The organism is Marinifilum sp. D737 (genome assembly GCF_026672275.1).
GTDB lineage: Bacteria > Bacteroidota > Bacteroidia > Bacteroidales > Marinifilaceae > Marinifilum.
Window position 1 is genome coordinate 116,682 of the sequence record NZ_JANQCD010000004.1, and the last position, 25,451, is coordinate 142,132.

Genomic DNA, 25,451 nt, shown 5'->3' on the forward strand with positions numbered 1-25,451 from the left:
CTCCATGGTTAAATTGCACAAAACACTGCGCTTACCGTTTCATAATTGTGTATGAATGCAGCCATAGAAAATCCGGTTTTCTTGATTAAAATCTTTACTCCGACAACATATAGGTAATTTCAACATGATCAGTCAGTACAATTGGATCTGGATTGGTAAACGATTGTGAACCCGAATATCCAGCCTTGCTCACTCTCATTTCAGCCATGTGCTGCTTTGGTCCGTATATGGTTTTAACTGTTCCGTAATTGATATTCTGTATGCTTTTAAGCTGAACCCCTGCCGATTCTGCCAATATCTTGGCTTTGGTTTTGGCATCACTTACAGCCATTGCAATTAATTTGGCCTCGGTAGCTTTAATCAACTCAGGACTTAAACCATAGTTGGCATTGTAATTCAAGTCCACATCCGACGATTTTAATACTTCAAGACAAGCGTGAATGGTTTTTGGTTTGGCTTCCAACTTTAGCTTAATGCTGTAATTGGCACGGTAACCATCAGGAATCTGTTTTCCCGATGAATAGGTTTTCTCTTCATTAATTCGCTGACCAACATCAAATATTTTCATACTCTCAATCTTTGCCAACTTCAATGATTTCTTTAAACGATCTATATCAGAAAGATTTTTGTCCAAACAAGCTTCATATTCGTCTGCCTTGGTGCTTATATTCAACGATATCTCAACGATATCCGGCTCTTGAAATATCTTACTTTCCCCTTTTACATCTAAAGTAGGATAAGTGCTTTGAGCATTTACACATACACCTGTTATAAGGATCGCCACTAATAGAATTAACTTCTTCATAATTATAAATTTATTGATTTACTGTTTCTTATAATATTTAACGAACAAAGAGAAAAAATTCACACCTAATTAAAAGATAATTTAGTCTTTTTTAACTATCTTGCGTCCTCTTAAATTCAAAACACGTTTGATTTAGGAACGATTACTTGCAATAATACCGATTATTAATTCGTAGAAATCATTTGTTCGAATAACTCCAAATGCCCAACGAATTATATATCGGCATTTCTGTTTAAGATTTCACAGTTTCGCTTAAAGCACTCCCGATAACTATCGGGACTGAAATTTAAATGGTCTAAGTTATCAATGTAAATTATCAGCAAAAAAGGCTCTCCTGGCGGGAGCCTTTTTTAGCATGTATGATTTTATTTCATTTTATCCCAATCGCCATCAAACAATAATTGGGCCAAGTTTTTTCTATCTCGTTTAGGCGATTCCATTTCTTGCATGCTTTCGGGCAATTGTTCCGCATCTCCCAGGTAACCAATAGCAATCATGGTAACCGGTTCAAAATCTTCCGGGATATCAAAAACCTCACGAGCCTTTTCAGTCGAAAAACCAGCCATTTGATGCATGTACAAATCCATGCTCATGGCTTGCATGGACATGTTACCAATGGCCAAACCCAAATCATGACGAGCATGTGCATTGGGATTTTGATTGTGAGCAAATTTTTTGGATACCACGGTTAAAATGATCATCGGAGCCGTTTTTACCCACATCTGGTTAAATTCGCCCAAACAAGAAAACAATTGCTCGTATCGTTCAGGATAGTCCTTGGTAGCATATACAAATCGCCAAGGTTGTTCGTTGTAACATGATGCAGCAAAAGAAGCCGCCTCAAACAATTTTTCAATCTTGTCCTCCTCTATCTCCTGATCGGCGAAAGCTCTCGGACTCCATCTTTTATCGATTAATTCGTGTATCTGTGCCATATGTATTGGTTTAAAGTTTTTTTCACAAGCCCCAAATATCAAATCCCAAATATCAAATCCCAAATCCCAAATATCAAATCCCAAATCCCAAGCTCCAAAGATTGGGATTTGGTGCTTGTATTTTGGCGTTTGAAAATGAATATAACTCTTTTTTAACAATTATTAAGGACTTGGCAGTATTTAATTCTATATATTTGGTGCCTAATTCAATACTAAAATTGTTATATCTCAAAAAGGTATTGTGTTAATGAAAATTTACATCCTGATGGAAACAAAATTCTTTTGGGATAGTATAAATACAAATCGGTGAAAACCGATTTAAGAATCTTTGAAATAAGAATGAGAGCAAGCGTTTATTTATTAATACCTCTGTTACTATTTATGCTTTTGGTAGACATTTACACCTACCGTGGCATAAAACCTCTGATTGCAAGAATTAACAATTCAATTGCACGACACACATTAACGTATTTATTCTGGAGCATTTCAGTTTTTATTTTTGCTGCCTTTACCACATTCATGTTTGGTATTAAGCACGTACAAAAAGCCGATGCCTACATCTATTCCGGCTATTTGGTGGCCGGGTTTGCGTTATTTTATTTTCCAAAGTTTGTATTCATATTTTTCGTCTTAATAAAGGACATACAAGGGGCGATTAGGAGAACCATAGCATGGTTCAGAGAGAGAAGGAATAAAAGTGTACCACAATTTAATTCGAAGAGAAAGATGGAGAGATCCGAGTTTTTGTACCAAATGGGATTGGTATTGGCTGCCATTCCGTTTGCATCTATCCTTTACGGAGTAACCAAAGGAAAATTCAACTACCGAGTAATGCGCGAGAGCATTCGTTTCAACAATCTTCCGAAAGCATTTAAGGGTTTAAAAATTGTTCAGATTTCGGATATGCACCTGGGAAGTTTCAACAAGAACTTCGAGAAGGTGGAGAAAGCCGTTGAACTGATTAATGAACAAGAACCAGATTTGATTGTTTTTACCGGCGATTTGGTAAACAACTTTGCCGAAGAAACCGATGGTTGGGCTTCCGTTCTGGTAAAAATGAAAGCTAAAATTGGCAAATACTCCATACTGGGCAATCACGATTATGGCGATTACTCCTATTGGCGATCAGAAGAAGACAAAGCTAAAAATCTTGCAGCAATCAAACATTTTCACAAGCAAATGGGATTTCGATTGTTATTGAACGAAACCGAAACCATTAATGTGAAAGGAGAAGAAATTGCTTTGGTAGGAGTTGAAAATTGGGGTAAACCTCCATTCCCTCAGCATGGCGATTTAAACAAAGCTACCCAAGGCACAGAACATCTTCCGTTTAAAATATTATTGAGTCACGATCCTTCGCACTGGGACGAGGAGGTGATTAAAAACTCAAATATCGATCTTACTTTTGCAGGACACACCCACGGCATGCAGTTTGGAATTGAACGTGCAGGAATCAAGTGGAGTCCGGTTCAGTACAAATACCCTCGCTGGGGCGGATTGTACCGCGAAGGCGATCAGTACCTGTATGTAAATCGCGGATTTGGATACATTGGTTTCCCGGGAAGAATAGGTATGCCACCCGAAATTACCGTGGTGGAATTGGCATAAAAAAAAGCTCCAATTTTAATTGGAGCTTTTTTCTATTTTGACTCTTCATATATTGGAAGCCTAATTTTAAAACTTGTACCGTTACCCACATGGCTTTCCACCTTTATTTCACCATTGTGTTTGTCTGCAATTTCTTTCGAAAGAAGTAAACCATATCCCGATCCCAATTCTCCCGAAGTACCAAGACTAGATTGAGGATGCTCCTTATCGAACAAATTATTCAATTGATTTTCGTTCATTCCAACTCCCGTATCCGTAATATCAATTTCGATCATATTACCTATCACCCTGGTTTGTACGGTAACAAAACCTTGTTGACGCGAAAATTTAATGGCATTGCCTAAAATATTCCGAATCATCGTAGCAATTAAATCTTTGGTGCCAAAAGTAGATTTTGCCTCTCCAAAGATTTGCACCAACTGTATTTTTTTTAATGCTGCAGTAGGTTGAACAATTTGTAACACTTCTGATATTAGCTTGTGTACATCTATTTTCTCTAAGGTAGATTCAGCTTGCTTTTCCAGATCACGTGCATACACCAGTAAATTATCTAATAGTTCCATATTTTTTGTGGAAATATTGCAAATCAATTCTGCATATTTTTTAGATGATTTATCTTCACTTGCTTCTAAATTTTTAAGCAATAATTTCGAAAAACCAATCAACGAATTAAAGGGATTTCTTAAATCATGACCAATGATGGAGAAAATCTTATCCTTGGCAATCATTAATTCATGAATTTGCTTATGCTGTATTTGCAATAAGGAATGTGTAGATACTTTTGAAAGCAACTCTTCCAACTGAAAAGGTTTTGTGATTACATCCCTACACCCTACTTTAAAAGCTTTGGAGATATTCTCCTGGTCGGTTTTCTCAGCCATAAAAATAACAGGAGTATTGCTGTTTAAATCACTCACTCTTATTTTATCAACAAAGGCAAAACCATCACGTGGCATTCTAATATCGATTAACAAAAGGTCAAACTCAATTTCATTACACAGTTCGTATGTTTCCTCATATGAGCTTGAAGTACGCACAAAATAGTTTGAATCCTCAAAAAAGCTTGAAATCAGGTTTAGGTTTTCAGGTTTATCATCAACTACCAAGAGTTTGATAACGTTTAATGTATTCATTTTAGATCTTTAGTTCGTAGAAAAAATCTTCCAAATTTATATTATTTTCCAACATATACAGTTTCAATTTTGTATCTGATTCAACAGTATGCCTAAGAAACCATTCTTTTAGAAATTCATGAAATCCATCAAAATTACAATTTTTAAACTTTGCAAGGTTAAATTTTTCCAACAATTCAAAATGTTCAATTTGATGCTCTTTAAAAGCAGGGTAATTCATTCTACGCATGGCATTTTCCTCACTAATAAAATGAAATTCTGCATACTTTTCTATTTCATTCATAATTCTAAACAACTCATCATCAGAACGCTTTAAATTGATTTCATACTTAAAAGAATTCAACAATTCTATAAAGATTTTATGTTCGAAGTCTATTCTCGCAATACCTGTCTCAAAATCGGAATGCCATTGTATAATTCCATCTATCTCTCTACTTCCCATACTCTTATGTTTTAATGTTAGTATAATGTTGCCTAACAAACACCTTGCAACTTTTGGTAACTCCCAACAATTAACCAGTTCGCACATTGGGTATTGGCGTTATCACTAAAATAAGAAATTATGTGTAAGAATCTCTCATTTATTTTCAATAATTACATCACAAGCTCTTAACATTCTCTTTATCAGAATTAGATCCCATACATTCAGTCATAAAACACCCCATGCAAAACTAGTCTGCATGGGGTAAAATATAATCGATTGTAAGTAATGAATTACGACTCCTTGCTTGAAGATTCGCTAAGCACTTCTTCTTCGTTTTGTGAACGCCCCATACGCTGGGCAATTAAGCGGTTGGTTTCTTCAGTTACAATATTCAGTTCTTTCGCTAAATTATTGTAGGCCTCATCTGTTTCAATGTCACACATCACATCAAGATATTTAAACATTGCCTCCAACTCCTTCCTCAACTCTTTACAAACCGCATCGCTCTGACCTTCATTTCTGCTTGTCTTAGCATCACCTCGTTCTGCCACCGCTTGTTCAAAATTTTTCTGAGCTTGCTCTAGCTCTGTTAACCAAACCTCACCATCCAATTTTTTCAGAGAACCATTTAAACTTTCATTGGTTTTCAGCTTTTCAACCATTCCATTGATAATGGCCGATTCCTCCAACATTGGCTTACGAATGACACCTGAACCCAAACTATCAATTTCATTCAAAATGATTTTTCCAGCTTCGCTAATTTCAGCATTTAACCGTTTGGAACAGGCTAAAACAAAAGTTTCCAAAGCCGAAAATGCCAAATCACGCTGAGCATCGCATTCTGCAACCGTAAGGGTTAAAAGTTGAGTGTTTACCTTTTCGGTATTCTTTTCCAACTTTTCGATACCATTAGCGATTCTGGTTTTAAATGGTTCAAAACTGATTGCCTCTGTTACAGCATTCTCAATTAACTTAAAGATACGATTAGAATAAGTCAAATACTCGGCAATTCGCATACGATAAAACATAGGAATTCTGATCATGATTGTAAATTTTAGTTATTGTATGTTTAATTTTTACTAAACTAATTTATGAAGTCCATTACCCAATGTCAAGTATATTTTGATTATTTTACAAATCACTTATGAGATTCTTATATCTGTTTTTTAGATATTTACAAACTTCCTTAAACACAATACATGTATATTGTATACAATTTACAATTCTTTTAGTGATAAGATAAAGCAAGTACTACAAGACTTCTTTCCCAATTTATCTCCCACTTTCTTTCTCTTATAAATCAGGCATTAATACAAAATCAATTCTACATACATAAAAAAGTATTCTCACATCCCCACAGGCCCAAATATTCACTTACAAGCCATTATCAACAACAAACACTCTTGTTCCCTCCACTCCTAAATTTTGAAGATGTTCTTTTAATCCTTACCGATATATTCGTCAACTGCGGGGATGGTACTTTCATCTTTGTTTACTCCTTTCGCAACATTGCTTTACCTTCCTGTAAACTTGTTTGTTATCTTCGATGCACTACGAATTGCCCAAACAAACTTGTCTAAGTCCTCCACACATTCAACGGACATATAAACAAGCCTGCCAGACCTTTCTTTACATTTACAGAAGGTTCAAACAATGTTGCGAGATAGCTCCAAGCGTTTAAGAAAGCAATAAACACCCTTGCAGGATGCTTGCCTGCCATTAAAGTGTGAATAAACAAGCATGCAGGAATCCTCCCTAATGTCACGGTTCATACAAATATGCTCGCAAGAAGCCTCCGTGCCATTAGCAAGAGAGTAAACAAACTTGCGAGAACCTTTCCTAACCTCACGAATAGAGTAAACAAGCATGCGAGAAAACCAACTTTCTTATTTTTATTGATAATGAATTAGTGTACAGAACAATACTGTATGCGATTTATGATTAAATTTAGTGTACTAATAGAAATTGACTTTTAAGCTCTTACACAACAGCCAAGTGATATAACATCAATATGATGTTATTCTTACGTTGTTTAAATACCGTAAAACCAAACACAATTAAATAAATCCTGCGAAAAACATTATGCAAAAGAAAATAATATTAATTTTTTTACTCCTTCTTGCAGTTAAATCTAGTTACTGTCAGGTTGATAGAAAAGATAGATACAATGTGGGTTTTAAGTATTTTAAGGCGACAGACACTTCGAGAAATTATATTATTGGGCATGATACAGTAAATCGCCCCATGTTGATTCATTTTTGGTATCCCAGTCAAAATAATCCTGAATTAAAATGTATGTCATTCAAAGATTATATTGATTTGATAGCAATTAGAGAAGATTTTGAGAGAGAACAGCAGGACATTGATAAGATCTCTAACAACTTTGTTAATGCTTACTTGGGATTTTCAAAACAGCAATTTGGAATTGACACATCAATAACAACAGAAGAGGTGCTAAATAGCCCGGTTAAAGCAATACTCAATGCAAAACCAATTGATAATAAATTTTCTCTCATCATATATGCTCCATCCAATAGTAAGTCAGCAGTACAAAATCATATTATGTGTGAGTATTTGGCCAGCAATGGATATTGTGTTGTTTCAGTTGGCTCTGCAGGACATGAATCCTTAAAACGATACGACCAAAGAAAAGCTACTGTAGCACAAGTTCGTGATATGGAATTTAGTGTAAAATACATTAGTGATTCATTGAAATTAGATTTTTCTAATATTGGATTATTCGGGTTTAGTACTGGAGGTATGGCGACAATAATTTACCAGATGCAAAACCCTGAGGTAAAGGCTGTAGCTAGTTTGGATGGAAGCCATGAATACGGATTATATTCTGTATTAAATAAAATTGAGAAGTTCACTATTGATAAAGCAGATACTCCTTATCTAATGATTGCCAATAAGTACAAAGACTTTTCAATTTTCCCTTATTACAGTTCAATTTCTACAGAGGATAAACATCTGTATCAAATGACTGCAATAGGCCATAACGGATTCATATCTTATTGGCAACAATTTGCCATGTGCGGTAAGGATAGTAAGGCAAATAACACAACCGAAAGTTATACTGTGCTATGCAAGAGCCTTACTAGTTTTTTTAATGACAAGTTAAAATCAGGAAATAAAGATTCAAAAGAATTTGAAATACAGAACAATAAACTAATTCAAAAGAACGATACTGATTATAACATTGCTGCACAATTACTTAATCGGATAATACAAGACGGGATTGATAATTCAATTAGCTGGTTGAAATCAAACAAGGTATTGTTTAAAGGCAAAGCCAATATGATTAATGTAGTAGGTAAAATGTATTTAGGCAATCAAAATGACATTGCAATAAAAATTTTCACCGCTAATACAGAAATTCATCCTGCTTCCTGGGAAGCTTTTTATAATCTGGCGCGTGCATACAAAGAAAGTAAGCAGATAAATGCTGCGAAAAGTGAAATTACCAAAGCAAGGAATATTAATAACGAAAATGAAGATATTCAGAAGTTATATGATGAGATAATAAATGCAGAATAAATTACTTCGCGCAAGCCTATCGCTGGCTCAAGCTCAATGTCATTAGATTAAGATCCTGATAAGCTAGATATTGCACTTTACACATACGTTTCACTAATTATAAACTATGCTAAAATACTTAATCAACATAGCCATTCTTCTAATAGGCATTATAATTGGAATAGTGATTACCAAAAACTTTTGGGGAGTGAATCAACTCAATTCAGAAATTGACTTAATCAAAAAGGAGAAGTCTGAATTACTGGAAATCATTAACGACAATGCCAAAATTCTAAGACTACTAAACAATTACGATCTGGCTGAAGCTGACAGTGAAAAAACAAAAATTGAACTTGATTGTTTAATCTCTGATATTAAAGAAAAACAGAATGCGGGTTACTCATGTGGATATATAATTTTTGATATAGAAGCCGATTCGAGCATTAATGCTATAGACACCGTTTTTTCAAGACACACTTTCATTGTTCAAGAATATGGGATAGCATGGGATTATATTATCCCACAAAATTAAACTGCGTTCAAAACACTATCATCCAATTAACAAAACCACGCAACCATCTGAAAATGATTTCATCTTACCAATATATTCTAACAATAATCACACAAAAATGAAAACACTAAACCTATCTTTCCTACTTATCTTATTAATTCTATCCGTAGCCTGCGACAATAACAGTCCTGGTGGATACAAGTACAATACAGGTAGTCTTCCTGAAACTCCCATTAATTTGGAAGCCTTTAATACCGAGTACGATGATTATAACTCTACTGCTCCTACATTGGGCTATCTGATTCCATTCTGCTTTTCGACTAATAGAAATAGCCAGGGAAATGATTTTGATGTAATCTATCAACCAATGAGTGTGAATTTCGACAAAACCACAGGAGAATTAACTGTAAGTAACGAAACCAAACACTGGGGAACATTTAAGGAAGTATATGGCGTTATTAATATTGGTGTTGATCAAATAAAAACCCTCGGAAATGAATTTGGACCTAACCTTATCATCACACGTGACTTTAATGATACTTATTTCTCACTTTTGTATGCAAGCGATATTTCGGGCGATTTTCAGATCAATTTTATCTCTAACCTCAGCGAAGCGAACTTTGGCGATCCCAAGGAAGTATCTTTTCTGAATTCAGAATTTGATGATTTGTATCCTTGTTTCAATTCCGACAATACCAAGATTTACTTCTGCTCGAACCGCCAGGAGGATAATTTTGATTTCTATTCGGTTAATGTAGATCCTGAAATGGATTTGGAAACTCTTTTATCTGATGATGCTGAGTACGAAATCAACAAAGAAGAAGCACTATCAAGTACAGCCGATGACAAGTGTCCATTTATTTTTGGTAACAAAATGGTTTTTGCCTCGAACCGAGAAGGTGGTTATGGTGGTTTCGATTTGTACTACTGCATTTATGAAAATGGGAAATGGAGTCAGCCGATCAACTTTGGAGAAGGCATCAATTCTGAATTCGACGAATATCGCCCTATTTTGATAGATGAAGGCGTTAGCTACACGCAAACTATGATGGTATTTTCATCGAACCGAACTGGTGGAAAAGGGGGATTTGATTTGTATTTTGTAGGAGTTGACCATGACCATACAGAATTGTAATTTTAGGTAAAACCATAAATCATGAAAAGACAGCTCAACATCCTACTTGCCTCTCTTGTTCTATTATGCTCGTGCAAAGGACAAGAATCGGTAATCGATAATAGTGTAGTGAAGGATTTGAATATTGATCGTTACCTGGGAAAATGGTACGAAATTGCTCGCTTCGATCACAGCTTTGAAAGAGGTTTGGTGGGGGTTACAGCCCACTATTCCATGCGTGAGGATGGAAAAATAAAGGTCGTGAACTCGGGATACAAAGGGAGCCTGGATGGAGAGAGATCGGAAGCCATTGGCAAAGCAAAAATTCCCAACCCAAACATTCCTTCCAAATTGAAAGTTTCCTTCTTCTGGATTTTTTATGGCGACTATTTTGTTCTGGAATTGGATGAAGATTACCAATGGGCCATTGTTGGAAGCAATACCGATAAATACCTTTGGATCCTATCTCGAAATCCACAAATGGATGATCAATTGTATTCCAAACTACTGAAGCAATTACAAGCAAGAGCTTACGATACCAGCAAATTAATAAAAGTGGAACAAAGAAAGGAATAAAACCACATCCTCTAAATCTTATTTTTTAGTAGTGAGTAAAACCATATTATACAATAAATCCCTCGAAATACCAGCGATTATACTTACCGTATTGGGTAAATTCCTGTTTATGGATTATTTAAACTGGCGATTTCCATTCGTTTTAAGTGCTACCATTTTATGGTGTGCTTACATTTGGTACAGAAAGAAGATCAACCAAGGAATCTTAAAATATTGGGGATTTAGAACCGACAATTTCAGAAGCGTATTAAAGGTGGTTCTCCCCTTTGGACTTACTGCAGTAATTGCATTTTTTACAATTGGTGGCATTCAAGGAACCATTAATGCAACATGGCACATTATTCCGGTATTGTTGTTTTATCCACTTTGGGGCAGCATTCAACAATTCCTACTAATTGGTTTGGTGGCAGGAAACCTGTACGACAATCCCAATCGCAAACTTAACAAGCACATTATTGTACTGTTTGCAGCTACCCTATTCGCTTTGGTTCACTATCCCGATTACTGGTTGATTGGTGGTACTTTTATTCTGGCAATATTCTATGGATACGTTTATTTGAAGGAAAAAAACTTGTATGTTCTGGGAATCTTTCATGGATGGTTAGGGGCTTTGTTCTATTACACGGTATTAGACAGTAATCCTTTTTATGAAATATTTGGGAACTTGTTGAATTTGTAGAATAATTAGAATGACACACCCACGAATAAATAACTATTAACCTGATAATTATCAAGATCATCTGACCTTAATAAGAAAATTATGTCTCTATATGAAATACCGTGGGTAATAAAATTAATAGTAGTGCATTAATGAGAATATTATTTATAACCTAAGCCTTAATTTGCTCAAGCCGCATGGCTTTTACTTTCTCCATTGATGAGAAAGTAAACAATCCCGAAGCTTCGGGAAGGGCGCGTAAGATCAAACTACTGATATTTGAAAACTTTAAGTGCGGCGGGATGATCTTCGAACAAGTTCTCAGCTTTCCCGTCTTTCTAAAAGTTTTCTGCACATAAGCAGCTTGACCTTCCAATGCCCACCATGGGTAGTGAAGCAAAATAAGAACCAGTAATGATAATTCTAAATAATTACCCATTATAAATCATGCAGAATCAAAATTATAAACAGATGAATAAAATTATCCTTGGTATTATTTTGGGAACAATGCTTTGCTCCTGTTCTTATAAGAATATCTATACTCTAAAAAAATTTCATGTAAATCCGTTACAGTCAGAATATCATTCGGGATACTCAGAATACACAGCTGACAAATACAAAATTCAGTTGAAGTATATCAGCAGAAAAGAAGATAAAATTGACTTTGAGGCAATAATCACCAACACCTCTAAGGATACTATTTTTATTGATCCCAGTTTGTTTTACTACAAGGCTTATCGAAAAACTGAAATTAACTCATACAACCATATTCAAAGCTATTCTTGTATTAATTCTGATAGTTTATTGCAAAAGGCATTCGAGGTGAAACAACAACTAAGCCATGCCAAAAACCCATACTCTAAGGAAAATTACACTACTTCCTCCATTATTACAGAAGCCTTGGTTGCCGGATTTTTTGAATCCCTTTCGGGATCAGAGAATGAAGACGACGAGTACGAATCTCGTGAAGAAATGGAGGCCAATTGGGTAAAAGATCGTATCCAAATAGTAACACGCTGCGATGAAACCATTGACTACCTTCAAAACGAAGCCATTTTAAATACAAGCCTGGCACCAAAGAATATGGTAAAAGGCAAATTGCGTTTCACACTGATATTAAAAGCAAAAAGAGTAAAGTTTTATTTTCCTGTAGCTGAATGTAAAACCTCATCCTTAATTTTTGATCAGCAAGCATTTTACAAATAGAGCCTATTAATTCATTCCCTCTTTTCTGTAAGTTCGTCCTACAAGATCATATCGCATCAAAAAGCCACAAACTCTTATCGAATTTGTGGCTATTTGATGATGCGTTGTATGTTTAATATGCGGCCAAATTAAAAGAAATCAAAAAATTGGCAAATAAGTTATTGGTTTGGTTTTCGTAACCCAATCGAACCCCTAAGTCTACCGGAGCCGAAAACCTTAATACATGTAAGTCGGATCTTAGCTCAATACCTCCTGAGAAATAATCATTTTTAAATGGGAAAACATCTCCTTCTTCATTTTCCAGGTATTTTTTCTCGTATCCATAATCCACAAAGGCATTCATTTTAATGCGCTTAAAATAGGCCAAAGGGCCTAGGTTCCAATCCGGATAAAAAAGAGGCATTGCATAATCTGCTCCTACAGTTGCAATGTGTTTTCCATATAAATCACTCATCCCTCTAGGACTTTTCACCATATTCGAAAAGCGAGAATCAGTTAACGAACGGTATTGATAAGCTCCATACAATTTGATTCCATGATGTTTTACCAATCCAGGGAAATACAAATGCCCCTCAGCCGACCAGGTATTGCCAAGATCTCTATCGCCCCAAGGAGTATCACGGTAGTTCAACTCGAATATTTGAGCCCATTGGTATTGTACATCTCTTGGTGCTGTTTTGGCAATATTATATCCAAACAATTGGTATTCCATAACCTGTTGACTAAAGGATTCATCACCAAAATCATACTCTCCTATTCCAAGCGAGTTATTAACCGTAGTTTTTAAGGCTACTGTATTTAAATCTGTAAACTTTACCATACTATAGGTAAGTTTCGGAATTAACTTTCGTGTATACTGTCCCGATGATAAATTAAATGGCAAACTAATACTATTTTCCCATTCCCATTGTTTCCACCCGGTATTAACCAGCAAAGTGTCCATCTGTTCAGGCTGTAAGCGCTGTGCTACGGTAGCATAAGTAGTATTCCTATCTCCTATGGTGAATTTAGAATCTAATATTGGAAACCACCCTTTGTAAGAAAGATTGGCATAAAACTGACCATTATCAAATCCTTCCTCCCTTTTGTAACCTACTGTTGTTAGTAAAGTACTCAACTTGTTCTGGCTGGCAACGGAAACCCCTACATCTGCCTTACCATCAATACCATCAACAAACATTGGAGCCCAGGAATGGAAGCTGAACAAATTGGCCAGTTTCGAATAGTTCCTTACTTCGAATCGATCGAGATTGGTAGTATCAGCATTTAACTTCTCTCCCAATTGATTGGATAGTTGTTCTGCCAAAGGGTATTGATTATAATCGCCCTGCCACTCCTTCCATTTTTCTTTATCAATAGCTGCCTTTGCCAAAAGGTAACCATCTGAGGTATAATCAGAATAGTACAGTTTCTTATTGGGGGTAACATATGCATCTCTGCCTCCAAATCTTGAAGACGTTACCTGGTATACTTTCTTGGTATTCAAATCGAGAGCAAACACATTATCAATGCCAGTAAATGAAGCATTAAAATACAAGTAATCTCCGTAAGGAACCGGACGCGACATGTCGGCATATCCAGAGTTGAAAAGTTCTTCTCTTTCTTCAGATTTTAGGTTCAATTTTACAATCTGCTTCCCTCTATCATTCAAAACAATTAAAACAATATTCTCATCATCCATAAATTGAGGTGTTTGAAAATACTCATTCTTCCCCGCAGCAATTCTTTGTTTGATTAATCCTGTTTCATGATCAATTATCACAAGACTATTATCTCCCTTCTGATCTGAAGAAACAGCAACGATCTCACTTGCATCTGATTTAAATGATGGCGCAAACAATGACTTCATGAAGCGATGCATTTTCTTCTCTTTTGATTTGATATTGTAAGTCACCAAAATACTCCTGTCTGCATGTTCCCAGCGAATGTTCTGTTTTGATTCTGCCCACACCAGGTATCCATTGCGATAATCATAGTCGATATTTGACAAATAGCCTGGCACCAAAACTTTATCAGTATTGCCATTAACATCCAACTTTTCAAAACACAAAGCATCCGATAAACCGTGCTTCAGATAGATTAAATCTCCTTGCTCTGTTACATGTGGGATTCTTTTACTGGTAAAGTATTTTTCTCTATCGCTCACCAACTGATAAGCTGATTTATCCGTTTCAGTATCTTGTTTCTTCCACTCCCAAAGCAACTCTTGCATGGTATCGAAATACAGCAGTAGCTTCCCATCAGAATACTTTTTCGCTCCTTGTACCTTCTCCCAGTCTACATCTCCTGCTTTTCCATATTTCTTCTGAAGTTCAATTTTAACCTGTTTTCTACTTTCAGATAAGCTTTTCTTTATTCCATTTGAAAAACTCACAATTCCCAATGGGTGTCGGGCCACATTTGTTAAAGTATTGTCCCAAATTTTATCACCATAGTTGGATCTTGCTTTACCTACCAAATGGTAACCCAATTTGTATCTGTCGGTCACATAATCATTATACGAACCATTAACTGCTTTATCGTATGAAAACTCACCTTTTTCAAGCAATTGAGCTCTTAATTCCTGTTCAAATTCTGGTAACCTTCCTCTTCCCGACTCACTCATACTGGTCTCCAAACAAACGGCATCTCCTTCCATAAACCATGGTGGCAAATATAATCCTACTACTACGGCAGTAGCTTGTTGCCCGAATACATAATTCAATACTCTTGTAAATCCTTGCTCTATTTTATCCATTTGAACCACATGCCGAAACTCATGCGTTGCCAAATGGTCCAACCAAATTTGCGCATCATTATTCTGAGCCGAAGTGGTATACAGCTCCATTCGTTTAGGAGCCCAGGCCACTAATCCATTAGAGTTGGCTGAATGTGTATGCAAAACCACCGAAAACTTCTTAGGCACCCGGTTTAAACTCTTCCCTCCTTTGTGCAACAAATCCTCAAACAAAGCTGCAATATAGCGTGCCTTTTCTTCTGATTCTTGCGGGAAAATAATTTGAAATTCCCTGGTATTAATCTGTTTCCATTTGATAGAGGCAGGATCTTGCCCTGTAATAAAATATTGCGAATATCCTGACGCAAATACCAGAACAAAACACACTAGAAATGCCAATCTTTTAATCATAAATAGCCATTTTATTTTGAATGCCTTAAAATACCAAACTAATACACTGTAAACAAAATTAATTTACAGATGTTTTAATTAACATTAAATGATATCTCGTTTTGAATTTGCAAAAGTCGTTTTCAATGCAGACCTTTGCCTCCTTAATTATAGATTGAAAAACGGTATCTGAATAGATCAAAATTATGGGTAAAATTGTAATTAAAACACCGGAACAAATCGAAGGAATTCGAAAAAGTTCACAGTTAGCCGGAAATACATTAAAATATATTAGCAATTACGTTGAGGAAGGTGTATCCACTCACTATCTTGATAAATTAATTGAAGAATACATCCGTGATAATGGAGCAATTCCAGCTCCTTTAAACTATCATGGTTTTCCAAAATCATGTTGCATCTCACTTAATGATGTAATCTGTCACGGTATTCCTGATGAAAAAACCATTTTAAAACCAGGAGATATTCTTAACATTGATGTTACAACAATTCTTGATGGCTATTATGGCGATACTAGCACCATGTTTACCATTGGTGATATTACCGACCAAGCTGCAAGATTAGTAGAAGATACGGAACATGCTCTATACTTAGGAATTGAACAAGTAAGACCTGGCAACTATTTTGGTAATATTGGTTTTATGATTGGACGTTATGCTCAAGCAAAAAAATACAGTGTAGTATATGAATTCTGTGGACACGGTATTGGATTAGAGTTCCATGAGGATCCTCAAGTAGAACACATCGCTCCAAGAAACTCAGGCCCAAAAATGAAAGAAGGAATGGTTTTCACAATCGAGCCAATGATCAATTTGGGTAAAGCAAGAGCTGTTGTTGATGAGAATGATGGCTGGACTGCAAGAACTGTAGACAAAAAATTATCTGCTCAATTCGAACACACCATTTTGGTAACAAAAGATGGGTACGAAATTTTAACTGATGTTGGTGATTACGAAATCTTCAGATAAAGAAATTTCCTGACTAATAGAATATAAGCCGTCTTAAATAAAATTTGGGACGGTTCTTTTTTTCACTTTCGCAATGAAAGAATTTGTATTAATTTAGCTCATCACTAAACTTTAAACTATGAAGAACGTTGCAGTTCTATTGGCTGGCGGAAGCGGTAAAAGAATGGGAACCTCACTCCCTAAACAATTTTTAAAAATTGCAGATAAACCAATCATCCAACACTCAATTGAGGCTTTTGAATTTCATCCCAATATCGATGAAATCTGTATTGTTATTAATGCTGACTACCACGAGGAAATTAACGATTTGATCGCTAATAACAAATACAGGAAGGTAAAATACGTATTAAGTGGTGGTAAAGAAAGGAGTGATTCCAGCCTTGCTGCAATTAAAGCTTATGAACGAGAACAAAATGTATACCTGATTTTTCATGATGCTGTACGTCCTTTCGTTTCCAAGCGTATTATTAGCGATGTAATTAATGCTTTGGAAGCGGGAAAATCAGTAGCTGTTGCAATTCCAACAACCGATACCATTTTCAGCCTGAATCAAGATGAAACCATTGAATCTGTGCCCAATCGCAATTTGTTGCGAAGAGCCCAAACTCCTCAGGCATTTTCATACAAAACCATTAAAAAAGCCTATGATATTGCAATGAACGATTCCAATTTTGTGGCAACTGATGATTGTGGTGTTGTTTTAAAATATCTTCCAAATGAAGCCATTCACATTGTTGAAGGTGAAGAATCCAATATCAAAATCACTTTTGAGCAAGATTTACTGCAAGGGGCACAAATTGCGGATAAAAAGTAAGCATTGAAAAAATATCAATCGAAACTTACAAAAAAGGCTTGACTGTAAAATACAATCAAGCCTTTTTTAGTAATATTTTTATTTTGTAGTTTCAGATTTAGACAAACTATTTTTTACCCTTTATTAGGGCTTTAAATTTATGCTTTCTATAGATCTTCTCTTTGTGTTTTTTATCAAATTGAAGCAAAAGCTTAATAGCTTCATTTTCATCCCGTTTATTCAATTGAGCATATTGTTTTGCAATAATTTCAAGTTCATATTTGGATGCCCATAACTGTGCAAAATTTCTTAATCCTTTTAGATAATCAATTTTCTCAAATCTTAATCTATTGATATCTACAATAGAAAAATCATATTTGTCATTTTCTAATTTTGTAACTAATACATTGCCTCTTGAATAATCTAAATGATGAATACCCATTTTATGCAACTTGCCATATGTATAGGTAGCAAACTGCTTCAGAATATTCTCTTTATCCGGAAATTCAAAACCGATTAAATCTCTAATGGTAAAATCATATTTAAGGTGAACCGAGACATAATAACTTCTATTAAAGAGAGCTTTTTTTAAAGTTTCAACAAAAGCGATCGGTTCTGGCGTATTGGCTCCTCTTCTTAAAATTTCAATTCCATATTCGTATGAGTGCTTGGCCTTTGAACCTCTTAGCCATGCATAAGCCAATTTATTTATGAAATTCGGAATTTTAAAAGATTTAACATTTAGTTTTACTCCTTCATAGTCAAAAACCTTAATTTCATTTCGCCCTTTATAAATTGAAGTGCCTTCACTTTCAAAAATATGAGGTAAATCATTAACGAAATCCTCAACGAACTCATATTCAGAATTAACCGTGTAACGCTTTTTTTTCTCGAATACCATCTTTACTTCTCCTTTTCAAGTTCGGGCAACACCTCCATAATCTTATTTGCGATACGTTCTCCTGCTTTACCATCAAGAGATTCAAACATTCTTTGGTTTGCGATTTGCTGAGCATCTCTTTTTTCATTGGCATTCTCGTATGCATAATCCAACATCTTTCCCAGTTCTTCTTGCGAGTCAATTTGAAAACTAATGGAACTAATTATTTCGCGTACCTCAGGAACAGTTCTTCTAACAACAGGTACCTTAAAAGTAATAATTGGTTTATACAAAGCACACATTTCAGACAATATTGAACTGGTATCACCAACACAAATATCTGCAATCATAATATATGGCGTTACATTCTGAGTATCTATATACTTTACTCCTGGTGTTTCTCTAATAATATCCCTATACTTATCTGAAATCCAAACATGAAGCGTTACAAGTACATTGTATTTCTCCGTATAATCATTTAACTGATCATACCACTTGTGTACAGCAGACATTTGAGACCCATCCCATGTAGACGAAAACAGAATTGTCTTCTTATTTTCATCGAGTTTTAATTTCTTTTTTAAACGATTTAAAACTTCTTCCGAATAAGTTCCATTATAAGCATCATCCATTTTTGGATAACCCAAGCCAACACCTGAAACAATTCCGATCGCCTTTGCCTCCTCCACTTCTTTAGAGCTTGTAAAATGAAATTGATCGAACATGTTATGTCCTTTTACATTTGCAAAAGGCTTAAAATGGTATGCTCCATGGTTTATTCCGATCTTTACAATTTTAGGTTCCGGGAACAAATAACAAGATTGCCTGCACATAATCACTCCCTTTGGAAATACAGGCATAATTCTGGCTTTTATTCCTTTTTCCAATAACTTCTTTTGTATGCTTCTATTCTTTGCTACAATTGGTATCGGTTTCAAATGCCTTTGCACATTTTTAAATATTTCCAAATCGAGCTCATTCGCACAAAAAAATACAATTTCTTTTCTCTTTTTTAATAAATTAAGAATGTTCCAAACCAGTCTATAAGGAAACTTAATCACATAATAAGATAAAACCATTCTGTAAGTTATTTAGTATTTAATTTCCTTGTTTCGATAGCAATCCTTTTTTCAACAATTTGATTTGAAAACCAACATTGTCATGCAAATATTTACCATTATCAACAGCTACGCTTGTTGAAAGTTCGAATGGAAATTTTTTCCATTTTGGGAATATTAGCTCCAGCATATAGGATTGCTGTGAAAGACCATCTGGGTAGCTATAACTTTTAGAATAGTTTTCTTCTAACTTGCCTTGGCCATCATTCACAAGTAATACCCTACCATAATTATCAGAAAATGTTAGTAAGGTTTTATACCTTATCTTACCTATGGTACCTGTAATTCCAAAATGATGGGCTACGACGGCATTATTACTTATTCCATTTGCAATTCCATCCTTGTAAGATGGCGTAAACAAAGGCATACCTATTGTTCTTTGGTGACTAGTCCATCCTGATTGAAATACTGAATTTGAAAAATAGTTATCAAAACCAATGACAGGTTCAATGGGATGATCCGGACGAATCATATAACCTCCCTGGTCCTTGGTATAATAATATTCATAAATAAAAGAAGATATCAGCTTCGAGTTTTTCAATTTCAAATAAAAAGATAGATTCCAATCCTTTACCTCTTTTAAATGTCTAAAATCACCCGATTTATCCTCATAAATATTCTTCAAGCTCAAAACACTTTCTATTTTATGTGAAGAATATGCCAACTCAAAAGTATTTTGGCCTATGTGATTTCCTGATTTGTTATAGCTCTCATTTATTGACTCATTGCCATCTTCATCCACCAACACTTTTCCTTCTCTAACCAAAACAGCATCCATAAAAGCATCGAATCCACCTAAATTACCCCACTTAGGAGAATCTCCTCCCCACTGCACATAGTGATCCAAGCCAACTGTAAATGACAAGCCTTGTTTTTTACCGATTCTTAGGAAAGCACTCTTGTGGTGTACATTTGCATTATCAACAAATCTATCATCCAACATGATTCCATTGGAAAAACTACCTTTAATCCACAACCAATTGTTTGAGAAAGGTACAGCAATAAAATCATTAAGCTCGATTTTCACTTCCGGATACATACGTGAATTACCAGAGTAAAGCATGTCCCCATTGGTAAGAGACAATCCATCAAATTTTACTGCTCTGTGTTGCATTCCAACATTAATTCCAATTTTTCTCCAATCCGCTGACACATACAATTCATCTATGAAAACATCACTTGATTTTCCTTGACTGCCAACTAAGGAGGTTCCATAATTAAAATCGATTTTCTTTGAATTATTCGAAGGAGTACTGTGAATTCTAAAATTTAATGTTCCATTATTCTCGTCTGGATAAATCCCATATTTGTTTGTGACCAACCAAAATGGCAAGTTACTTTCTGAAGAAAATTGAGTAGATAGTTCTGCCTCATAATTTACCTTTTTATTTTGAGCTACAAGCGTTTGACATGCAAGCATTAAAATAAATACTAATCCCCTATACTTCATTTTAATTATTATTGTTTTTTACAAATGACTTTACAATTTCTTTTATTGATACCGATCCAATCGCATTCAATGGAATATCTTCCGGTTTATAAAATTCAAAGGAGGAAATATCATCTTCGGCCTTAATATTTTTAAATGATTTTATCTGACATATAAAAGCCAAATCTGTTGTGAAGACCGATAATCCTCCAAAAACATATTCATTGGGAAATGACATAAAGTATTTCATCTCTTTAATGTCCAAATTCAACTCTTCTCTAATTTCTCTATGGACTGCATTTTCAACCGTTTCCATTACATCTACAAAACCTCCTGGCAAATCGAGCATGCCTAATTGTGGTTCAATTGCACGACGCGTTAATAACAACTCCCCCTTTTCATTTACTATTAAAGCTGCCACTGCTGCTGCCGAGTTAATATAGAGGTGAAATGAACATGAACCGCACAAAAAGGAATTGTCCCTATGGTAAACAAAATCTCTACTACCACATTTTGGACAATATCGAATTACTTTTTCTGGAAATGTAGGTGCCATACCTTAAACGATTTACTATGAATCAAACTTCCAATTCAAAAACAATGCCAGTAACAAACAAAGCTGAATTGAATAAAATATCATAAAACGACAAAACTAACTTAATGTTATCTGAATGCCAATAATTAACTGTTTAATTTTAGAATATTTCCTTTTGAAAACGGTAAATTCATTGACATATTATCTTATTTTTTTATTTGGATTCATCCCAAATTAGCTTTTAAATCGATTGCAATGCTTTGTTTATTTCAAAAACTTATTACTTTTAGTGCCGAAGCAAATACGATGGGTATGGCCAATCTCGATATTTTTTATCCTGACTAAAAAAGAGCTTGTATCTTATTCAAATCAAATGGTCGCTAATTTTACTTGAACAAGGTATTGAGGCCTCCCCATTAATTTTGATTCTAACCCAAATACCATATATAAAAAGAGGCATTTCAATAAGAAATGCCTCTTTTATTTTAGTATCCAATTGCTCTACTATCTTTATGCCGTAAGCTGTCAGCAGCTCCAACCAATAATCCATCATCGTTTACAGCTATATTGGCCATCATGCCAATCCTGGATTGTTCTTGAATTACATGCCCCAAATCTTGTAAATTACTTTTTATTTCAGGCGAGATTGCTCCTGTTTCGGCATATACTTTATCGGGCAACCATTGGGAATGGATTCTTGGAGCATTTACACATTCTTGAGCATTCATTTTAAATTCAACTGCATTAATGATATTTTGAAAAACCGATGTAATAATGGTTGAGCCTCCGGGTGAACCTGTAACCATAAACAACTTCCCATTTTTCTCAATAATCGTTGGAGTCATACTGCTTAGCATTCTCTTTTCCGGTTCAATTGCATTTGCTTTTCCGCCTACCAAACCAAACTGATTTGGGATGCCTGGCTTAATGCTAAAATCGTCCATTTCATTATTTAAAAAGAAACCACCACCTTCAACAATCACCTTACTTCCATAGTTCCCATTTAATGTAGTGGTTACAGAAACCGCATTTCCCCATTTATCTACAATAGAAAAATGAGTTGTTTCAAAGCTTTCAATTACTTCTACATTGCCTGCTTTTATATCTTGCGAATTCGACTTGTTGTTCAAGGAAATATTAGAATATCGATTCGTTAAATATTCATCACTTAACAACTTTTCCATAGGCACGCAACAATAATCTGGATCTCCAAGCCAAGTTGCTCTATCGGCATACACTCTTCTTTCCAATTCAACCATTAAATGGATATGTTCCAATGATCCGAATTGATATTGTCCCAAGTTAAACTCTTCGGCACCCTTTAAAAGTTGCATCAAGGCAATTCCTCCACTTGATGGTGGCGGCATAGAAATAACTTTACAATCTCTATAATTTCCAATCAAAGCAGGACGCCAAACAGCCTGGTATTCTTTCAAATCTTCTTTCGAGATTAAGCCTTTTCCCCTTTGCATTTCGGAAATGATAAGTTCAGCTGTTTCTCCTTCATAAAATCCATTTCTTCCCTGATTCTTGATACGTATTAATACATTTTCCAATTCTGGATTTTTAATCAGTTCACCAGTTATGAAATCTGCATCTTTTATATAACAACAGTTAGTTTTACCAGCATTTGCCTGATTAATTCTCTCACGATAAGCATTTAGCTTCTCCGCTTCCAACCTGGTTAGTACTACTCCATTTTTTGCCAAATCAATTGCCGGCTGCAGCAATTTTTCCCAGCTCAAATTGCCATATTTTTGGTGTAGTTTAACCATTCCATCAACACTACCTGGAACTCCAACAGCCAAATGTCCTGTTTGGCTTAATCCTTCAATAACATTCCCATTTGCATCGAGATACATTTTCTCAAAAGCAGCTTTAGGAGCTTTTTCTCTAAAATCTAAACTTTCCGATTCGCCCTTAGCCGTTCGAATCACGGCAAAACCTCCACCCGCAATATTACCTGCTCTTGGGTAAACAACTGCCAAGGCGAATTGTACCGCTACTGCCGCATCAAAAGCGTTTCCTCCTTGTTTCAGAATATCCGATCCAACTTCAGATGCTAAGAAATGCGCTGTTACAACAACACCATTTTTACAAACATTATTGGTTTGAACTACCTTTTTTTGATTACAAGCAATTAAAAAGAGCACAGCTAAAGCTAGCGAGAGAGTTTTTATTAGATTCATTTGATTCGTATTGGGTATTTAGAAAAATAAAAGGATAAATTTATGTATCTAAAAAAGAGCTTGCAAATACAAGCTCTTTAAAATTTATTCGGTCCACAGTTTGCTTTCCTGATTTATATACCATGTTTTACCAGAAGCAGATTGAATTGAAATTAAAAACTGCTTGCTGGTTGTTTCAATTAAAACGGGATAGTTCGAAGTTATTTTGTTGAAATATTTGCCATACTTTTTATACATTTTCTTCTCTAAACTATAAAGTCTGATTAATTCTATTTTGGCTGGATAATCTTGATCCATTCGAGGAGTAAGTTGTTTTCCACCCACAATTTCATCAGTAAACTCAACATATCCCCATGTTTCCGGCTGATGCATTGCAATTACTCCTTGCGGAGACCAAACCCAATTGTATTCCGGGTAAACTTTTTCTGTTTTGGGATTAATTTTCTTGAGATACTTTCCATCTTTATGCTCAACCTCCCAATTTACTCTTGAAAAATTTACTCTCCACTGCTCGCCCGACTTTGGTTTTCTTCCCTGGTATGCACATTCTTTCAGAACCTCCCAGGGAAAAGCAATTTCCAGGGTCCACTTTTTATCTTTATCCTTAGGATTATTTAATGTTCCATATACTTTAACTGCAGATTTTAATCCTTTTATATCCCATGCATTAATAGCAGGTGCACCATCACGATATGGTTTGGCAAGCATTAAATCCCAAATGGTATTTAAGGCATTTATCTCAAATTCATAATACCTATGATTATCTCCTTGCGGATCGATAAAAACCTCAAAATCATTATCGTAAAAAATAACTGTATCTCGTTGTTTTAGTTTAGCCCAAATATGCGGTTCTTGCAATTCTGCCGCTATATAAAAGTAGTTTTCATCCCACAGCATTTTAACTCGCGTTTTGTATTTTGGTTTTGGCTTTTTATCTCCCTCAATATCTACAAATTTACTGGTCCAATTGGCCTTGCCCCACTCCTCATCCGACAATAAACCATCTATAACAATATCGGCACCGGACTGATAGCACATATAAGATTCAGGATAATCTTGAGCACTTACACAAAATGCCAGCAAGACCAAAAAAAACGTAAGCATACTCTTCATAACAATACTTTTTTGTGGATTTTACCCATAAAAGTAATGAATAAATTAAGCAAAGAGGAATCCTTGTATCAAAACAAAAAGTGTATGAACAACATATTAGCGACATACCACCAGGACTAAACTGGTTTAGTTATAATTTCCTATTTTTGAAATTGTATTAAAAGAAAAATTATCATGCTAGATATACTTTACAAACGAAGAAGTGTAAGAAGATTTACAACCGAAAAAGTAGAAGAGGAAAAGATTGACAGAATTCTGGAAGCAGGCTTACTGGCTCCATCATCAAAAAGCAAATACCCTTGCGAATTCATAGTGTGTGATCAGCCAGAGCTTAACCTAAAACTTTCAGAAAGCAAACCTGGTGGGGCAAGTTTTCTAAAATATGCTCCCGTATCAATTGTAATAACAGGAGACGAAGAAAAAAGCGACGTTTGGATTGAGGATACTTCAATTGCAGCCGCCTACATGTTGCTGCAAGCCGAAAAAGAAGACTTAGGCGCTACCTGGGTACAAATAAGAGGTCGCGAGCATAAGGAGAATTTCTCTGCCGAAGAATATATTCAAGAACTATTAGGCATTCCTAAAAATCAAAAGGTTCTTGCTATTATTGGCATTGGACATAAAGATGGACTTAAGGAAGGTAGAGATAAATCTTTTCTAAAAAGAGAAAAAATCCATCGAAATCATTTCTAATGGTATTTTTAAAAAAAATGTAAAGCTTGTAAATATTAAATTTTTACAAGCTTTATTATTTTCGTACAAATCATTTGACTTCTTATATGAATTTTGATTTAAATTAATTATTTTAAGTCC

General features: G+C 35.2%; 23 protein-coding genes. 10 read left to right on the top strand and 13 right to left on the bottom strand.

Annotated elements, in window-relative coordinates:
- Positions 1 to 94: 94 nt before the first annotated feature.
- Positions 95 to 805 carry an SIMPL domain-containing protein gene (locus tag NQ163_RS04620; RefSeq protein ID WP_268189107.1) on the bottom strand — a complete coding sequence of 237 codons (711 nt, stop codon included), beginning with the start codon at positions 803 to 805 and terminating at the stop codon, positions 95 to 97.
- 365 nt (positions 806 to 1,170) lie between these two features.
- The gene (locus NQ163_RS04625; RefSeq protein ID WP_268189108.1) at positions 1,171 to 1,740 is read right to left on the bottom strand and encodes a nitroreductase family protein; all 570 of its coding nucleotides are present in this window, start codon (positions 1,738 to 1,740) and stop codon (positions 1,171 to 1,173) included.
- Between the two features lie 306 nt (positions 1,741 to 2,046).
- Between NQ163_RS04625 and NQ163_RS04630 the strand changes: the two genes are divergently transcribed.
- Positions 2,047 to 3,348: a metallophosphoesterase gene (locus tag NQ163_RS04630; RefSeq protein WP_268189109.1), complete on the top strand. Its 1,302-nt coding sequence runs from the start codon at positions 2,047 to 2,049 to the stop codon at positions 3,346 to 3,348.
- Positions 3,349 to 3,380: 32 nt separating this feature from the next.
- On the opposite strand, the gene NQ163_RS04635 is transcribed toward NQ163_RS04630, so the two are convergent.
- The 3 genes from NQ163_RS04635 to NQ163_RS04645 form a co-directional block, all read right to left on the bottom strand.
- Positions 3,381 to 4,481 (bottom strand): hybrid sensor histidine kinase/response regulator, encoded by a 1,101-nt coding sequence (locus NQ163_RS04635; RefSeq protein WP_268189110.1) that lies wholly within the window; start codon positions 4,479 to 4,481, stop codon positions 3,381 to 3,383.
- Position 4,482: 1 nt separating this feature from the next.
- The gene (locus tag NQ163_RS04640; RefSeq protein ID WP_268189111.1) at positions 4,483 to 4,923 is read right to left on the bottom strand and encodes a bacteriohemerythrin; all 441 of its coding nucleotides are present in this window, start codon (positions 4,921 to 4,923) and stop codon (positions 4,483 to 4,485) included.
- A 272-nt stretch (positions 4,924 to 5,195) separates the two neighbouring features.
- On the bottom strand, positions 5,196 to 5,948 hold the full coding sequence (locus NQ163_RS04645; RefSeq protein WP_268189112.1) for a DUF6261 family protein: 753 nt from the start codon (positions 5,946 to 5,948) through the stop codon (positions 5,196 to 5,198).
- 1,039 nt (positions 5,949 to 6,987) lie between these two features.
- Between NQ163_RS04645 and NQ163_RS04650 the strand changes: the two genes are divergently transcribed.
- The 5 genes from NQ163_RS04650 to NQ163_RS04670 all read left to right on the top strand — a co-directional run bounded on the left by NQ163_RS04650 (position 6,988) and on the right by NQ163_RS04670 (position 11,304).
- Entirely contained in the window at positions 6,988 to 8,445 is a 1,458-nt protein-coding gene (locus NQ163_RS04650) for a tetratricopeptide repeat protein (protein ID WP_268189113.1), read from the top strand.
- Between the two features lie 106 nt (positions 8,446 to 8,551).
- Positions 8,552 to 8,956, top strand: coding sequence for a hypothetical protein (locus NQ163_RS04655; RefSeq protein WP_268189114.1), 405 nt, complete (start codon positions 8,552 to 8,554; stop codon positions 8,954 to 8,956).
- A gap of 97 nt (positions 8,957 to 9,053) precedes the next feature.
- On the top strand, positions 9,054 to 10,070 hold the full coding sequence (locus NQ163_RS04660; protein WP_268189115.1) for a TolB family protein: 1,017 nt from the start codon (positions 9,054 to 9,056) through the stop codon (positions 10,068 to 10,070).
- A 21-nt stretch (positions 10,071 to 10,091) separates the two neighbouring features.
- Positions 10,092 to 10,625, top strand: coding sequence for a lipocalin family protein (locus tag NQ163_RS04665; protein ID WP_268189116.1), 534 nt, complete (start codon positions 10,092 to 10,094; stop codon positions 10,623 to 10,625).
- 31 nt (positions 10,626 to 10,656) lie between these two features.
- On the top strand, positions 10,657 to 11,304 hold the full coding sequence (locus NQ163_RS04670; RefSeq protein ID WP_268189117.1) for a CPBP family intramembrane glutamic endopeptidase: 648 nt from the start codon (positions 10,657 to 10,659) through the stop codon (positions 11,302 to 11,304).
- A 151-nt stretch (positions 11,305 to 11,455) separates the two neighbouring features.
- Here the strand turns inward: NQ163_RS04670 and NQ163_RS04675 are convergent, their stop codons facing one another.
- Complete coding sequence (locus NQ163_RS04675) at positions 11,456 to 11,722, bottom strand: hypothetical protein (RefSeq protein WP_268189118.1); 267 nt, start codon at positions 11,720 to 11,722, stop codon at positions 11,456 to 11,458.
- A gap of 32 nt (positions 11,723 to 11,754) precedes the next feature.
- Between NQ163_RS04675 and NQ163_RS04680 the strand changes: the two genes are divergently transcribed.
- On the top strand, positions 11,755 to 12,489 hold the full coding sequence (locus tag NQ163_RS04680; RefSeq protein WP_268189119.1) for a hypothetical protein: 735 nt from the start codon (positions 11,755 to 11,757) through the stop codon (positions 12,487 to 12,489).
- Between the two features lie 112 nt (positions 12,490 to 12,601).
- On the opposite strand, the gene NQ163_RS04685 is transcribed toward NQ163_RS04680, so the two are convergent.
- Complete coding sequence (locus NQ163_RS04685; RefSeq protein ID WP_268189120.1) at positions 12,602 to 15,616, bottom strand: hypothetical protein; 3,015 nt, start codon at positions 15,614 to 15,616, stop codon at positions 12,602 to 12,604.
- Positions 15,617 to 15,801: 185 nt separating this feature from the next.
- On the opposite strand from NQ163_RS04685, the gene map reads away from it, so the two are divergent.
- Both map and ispD read left to right on the top strand, forming a co-directional pair.
- Positions 15,802 to 16,581, top strand: a complete 780-nt coding sequence (gene map / locus NQ163_RS04690) for a type I methionyl aminopeptidase (RefSeq protein ID WP_110359103.1) — start codon at positions 15,802 to 15,804, stop codon at positions 16,579 to 16,581.
- A 118-nt stretch (positions 16,582 to 16,699) separates the two neighbouring features.
- Positions 16,700 to 17,395, top strand: a complete 696-nt coding sequence (gene ispD, locus NQ163_RS04695) for a 2-C-methyl-D-erythritol 4-phosphate cytidylyltransferase (protein WP_268189121.1) — start codon at positions 16,700 to 16,702, stop codon at positions 17,393 to 17,395.
- Positions 17,396 to 17,501: 106 nt separating this feature from the next.
- Here ispD and NQ163_RS04700 read toward each other — a convergent pair whose 3' ends face one another.
- The 6 genes from NQ163_RS04700 to NQ163_RS04725 form a co-directional block, all read right to left on the bottom strand.
- Positions 17,502 to 18,275, bottom strand: a complete 774-nt coding sequence (locus NQ163_RS04700; RefSeq protein ID WP_268189122.1) for a hypothetical protein — start codon at positions 18,273 to 18,275, stop codon at positions 17,502 to 17,504.
- A 2-nt stretch (positions 18,276 to 18,277) separates the two neighbouring features.
- On the bottom strand, positions 18,278 to 19,333 hold the full coding sequence (locus NQ163_RS04705) for a CDP-glycerol glycerophosphotransferase family protein (protein WP_268189123.1): 1,056 nt from the start codon (positions 19,331 to 19,333) through the stop codon (positions 18,278 to 18,280).
- A 19-nt stretch (positions 19,334 to 19,352) separates the two neighbouring features.
- Positions 19,353 to 20,822, bottom strand: a complete 1,470-nt coding sequence (locus NQ163_RS04710) for a capsule assembly Wzi family protein (RefSeq protein WP_268189124.1) — start codon at positions 20,820 to 20,822, stop codon at positions 19,353 to 19,355.
- A gap of 1 nt (position 20,823) precedes the next feature.
- Entirely contained in the window at positions 20,824 to 21,357 is a 534-nt protein-coding gene (locus tag NQ163_RS04715) for an NUDIX domain-containing protein (RefSeq protein ID WP_268189125.1), read from the bottom strand.
- Positions 21,358 to 21,821: 464 nt separating this feature from the next.
- A complete protein-coding gene (ggt, locus tag NQ163_RS04720; RefSeq protein ID WP_268189126.1) occupies positions 21,822 to 23,525 on the bottom strand; it encodes a gamma-glutamyltransferase in 1,704 nt (567 codons plus the stop codon).
- Positions 23,526 to 23,609: 84 nt separating this feature from the next.
- Complete coding sequence (locus NQ163_RS04725) at positions 23,610 to 24,638, bottom strand: carbohydrate-binding family 9-like protein (RefSeq protein WP_268189127.1); 1,029 nt, start codon at positions 24,636 to 24,638, stop codon at positions 23,610 to 23,612.
- 174 nt (positions 24,639 to 24,812) lie between these two features.
- Here NQ163_RS04725 and NQ163_RS04730 point away from each other — a divergent pair, with 174 nt between their 5' ends.
- Positions 24,813 to 25,331, top strand: a complete 519-nt coding sequence (locus NQ163_RS04730) for a nitroreductase family protein (RefSeq protein ID WP_268189128.1) — start codon at positions 24,813 to 24,815, stop codon at positions 25,329 to 25,331.
- The last annotated feature ends 120 nt before the right edge of the window (positions 25,332 to 25,451 follow it).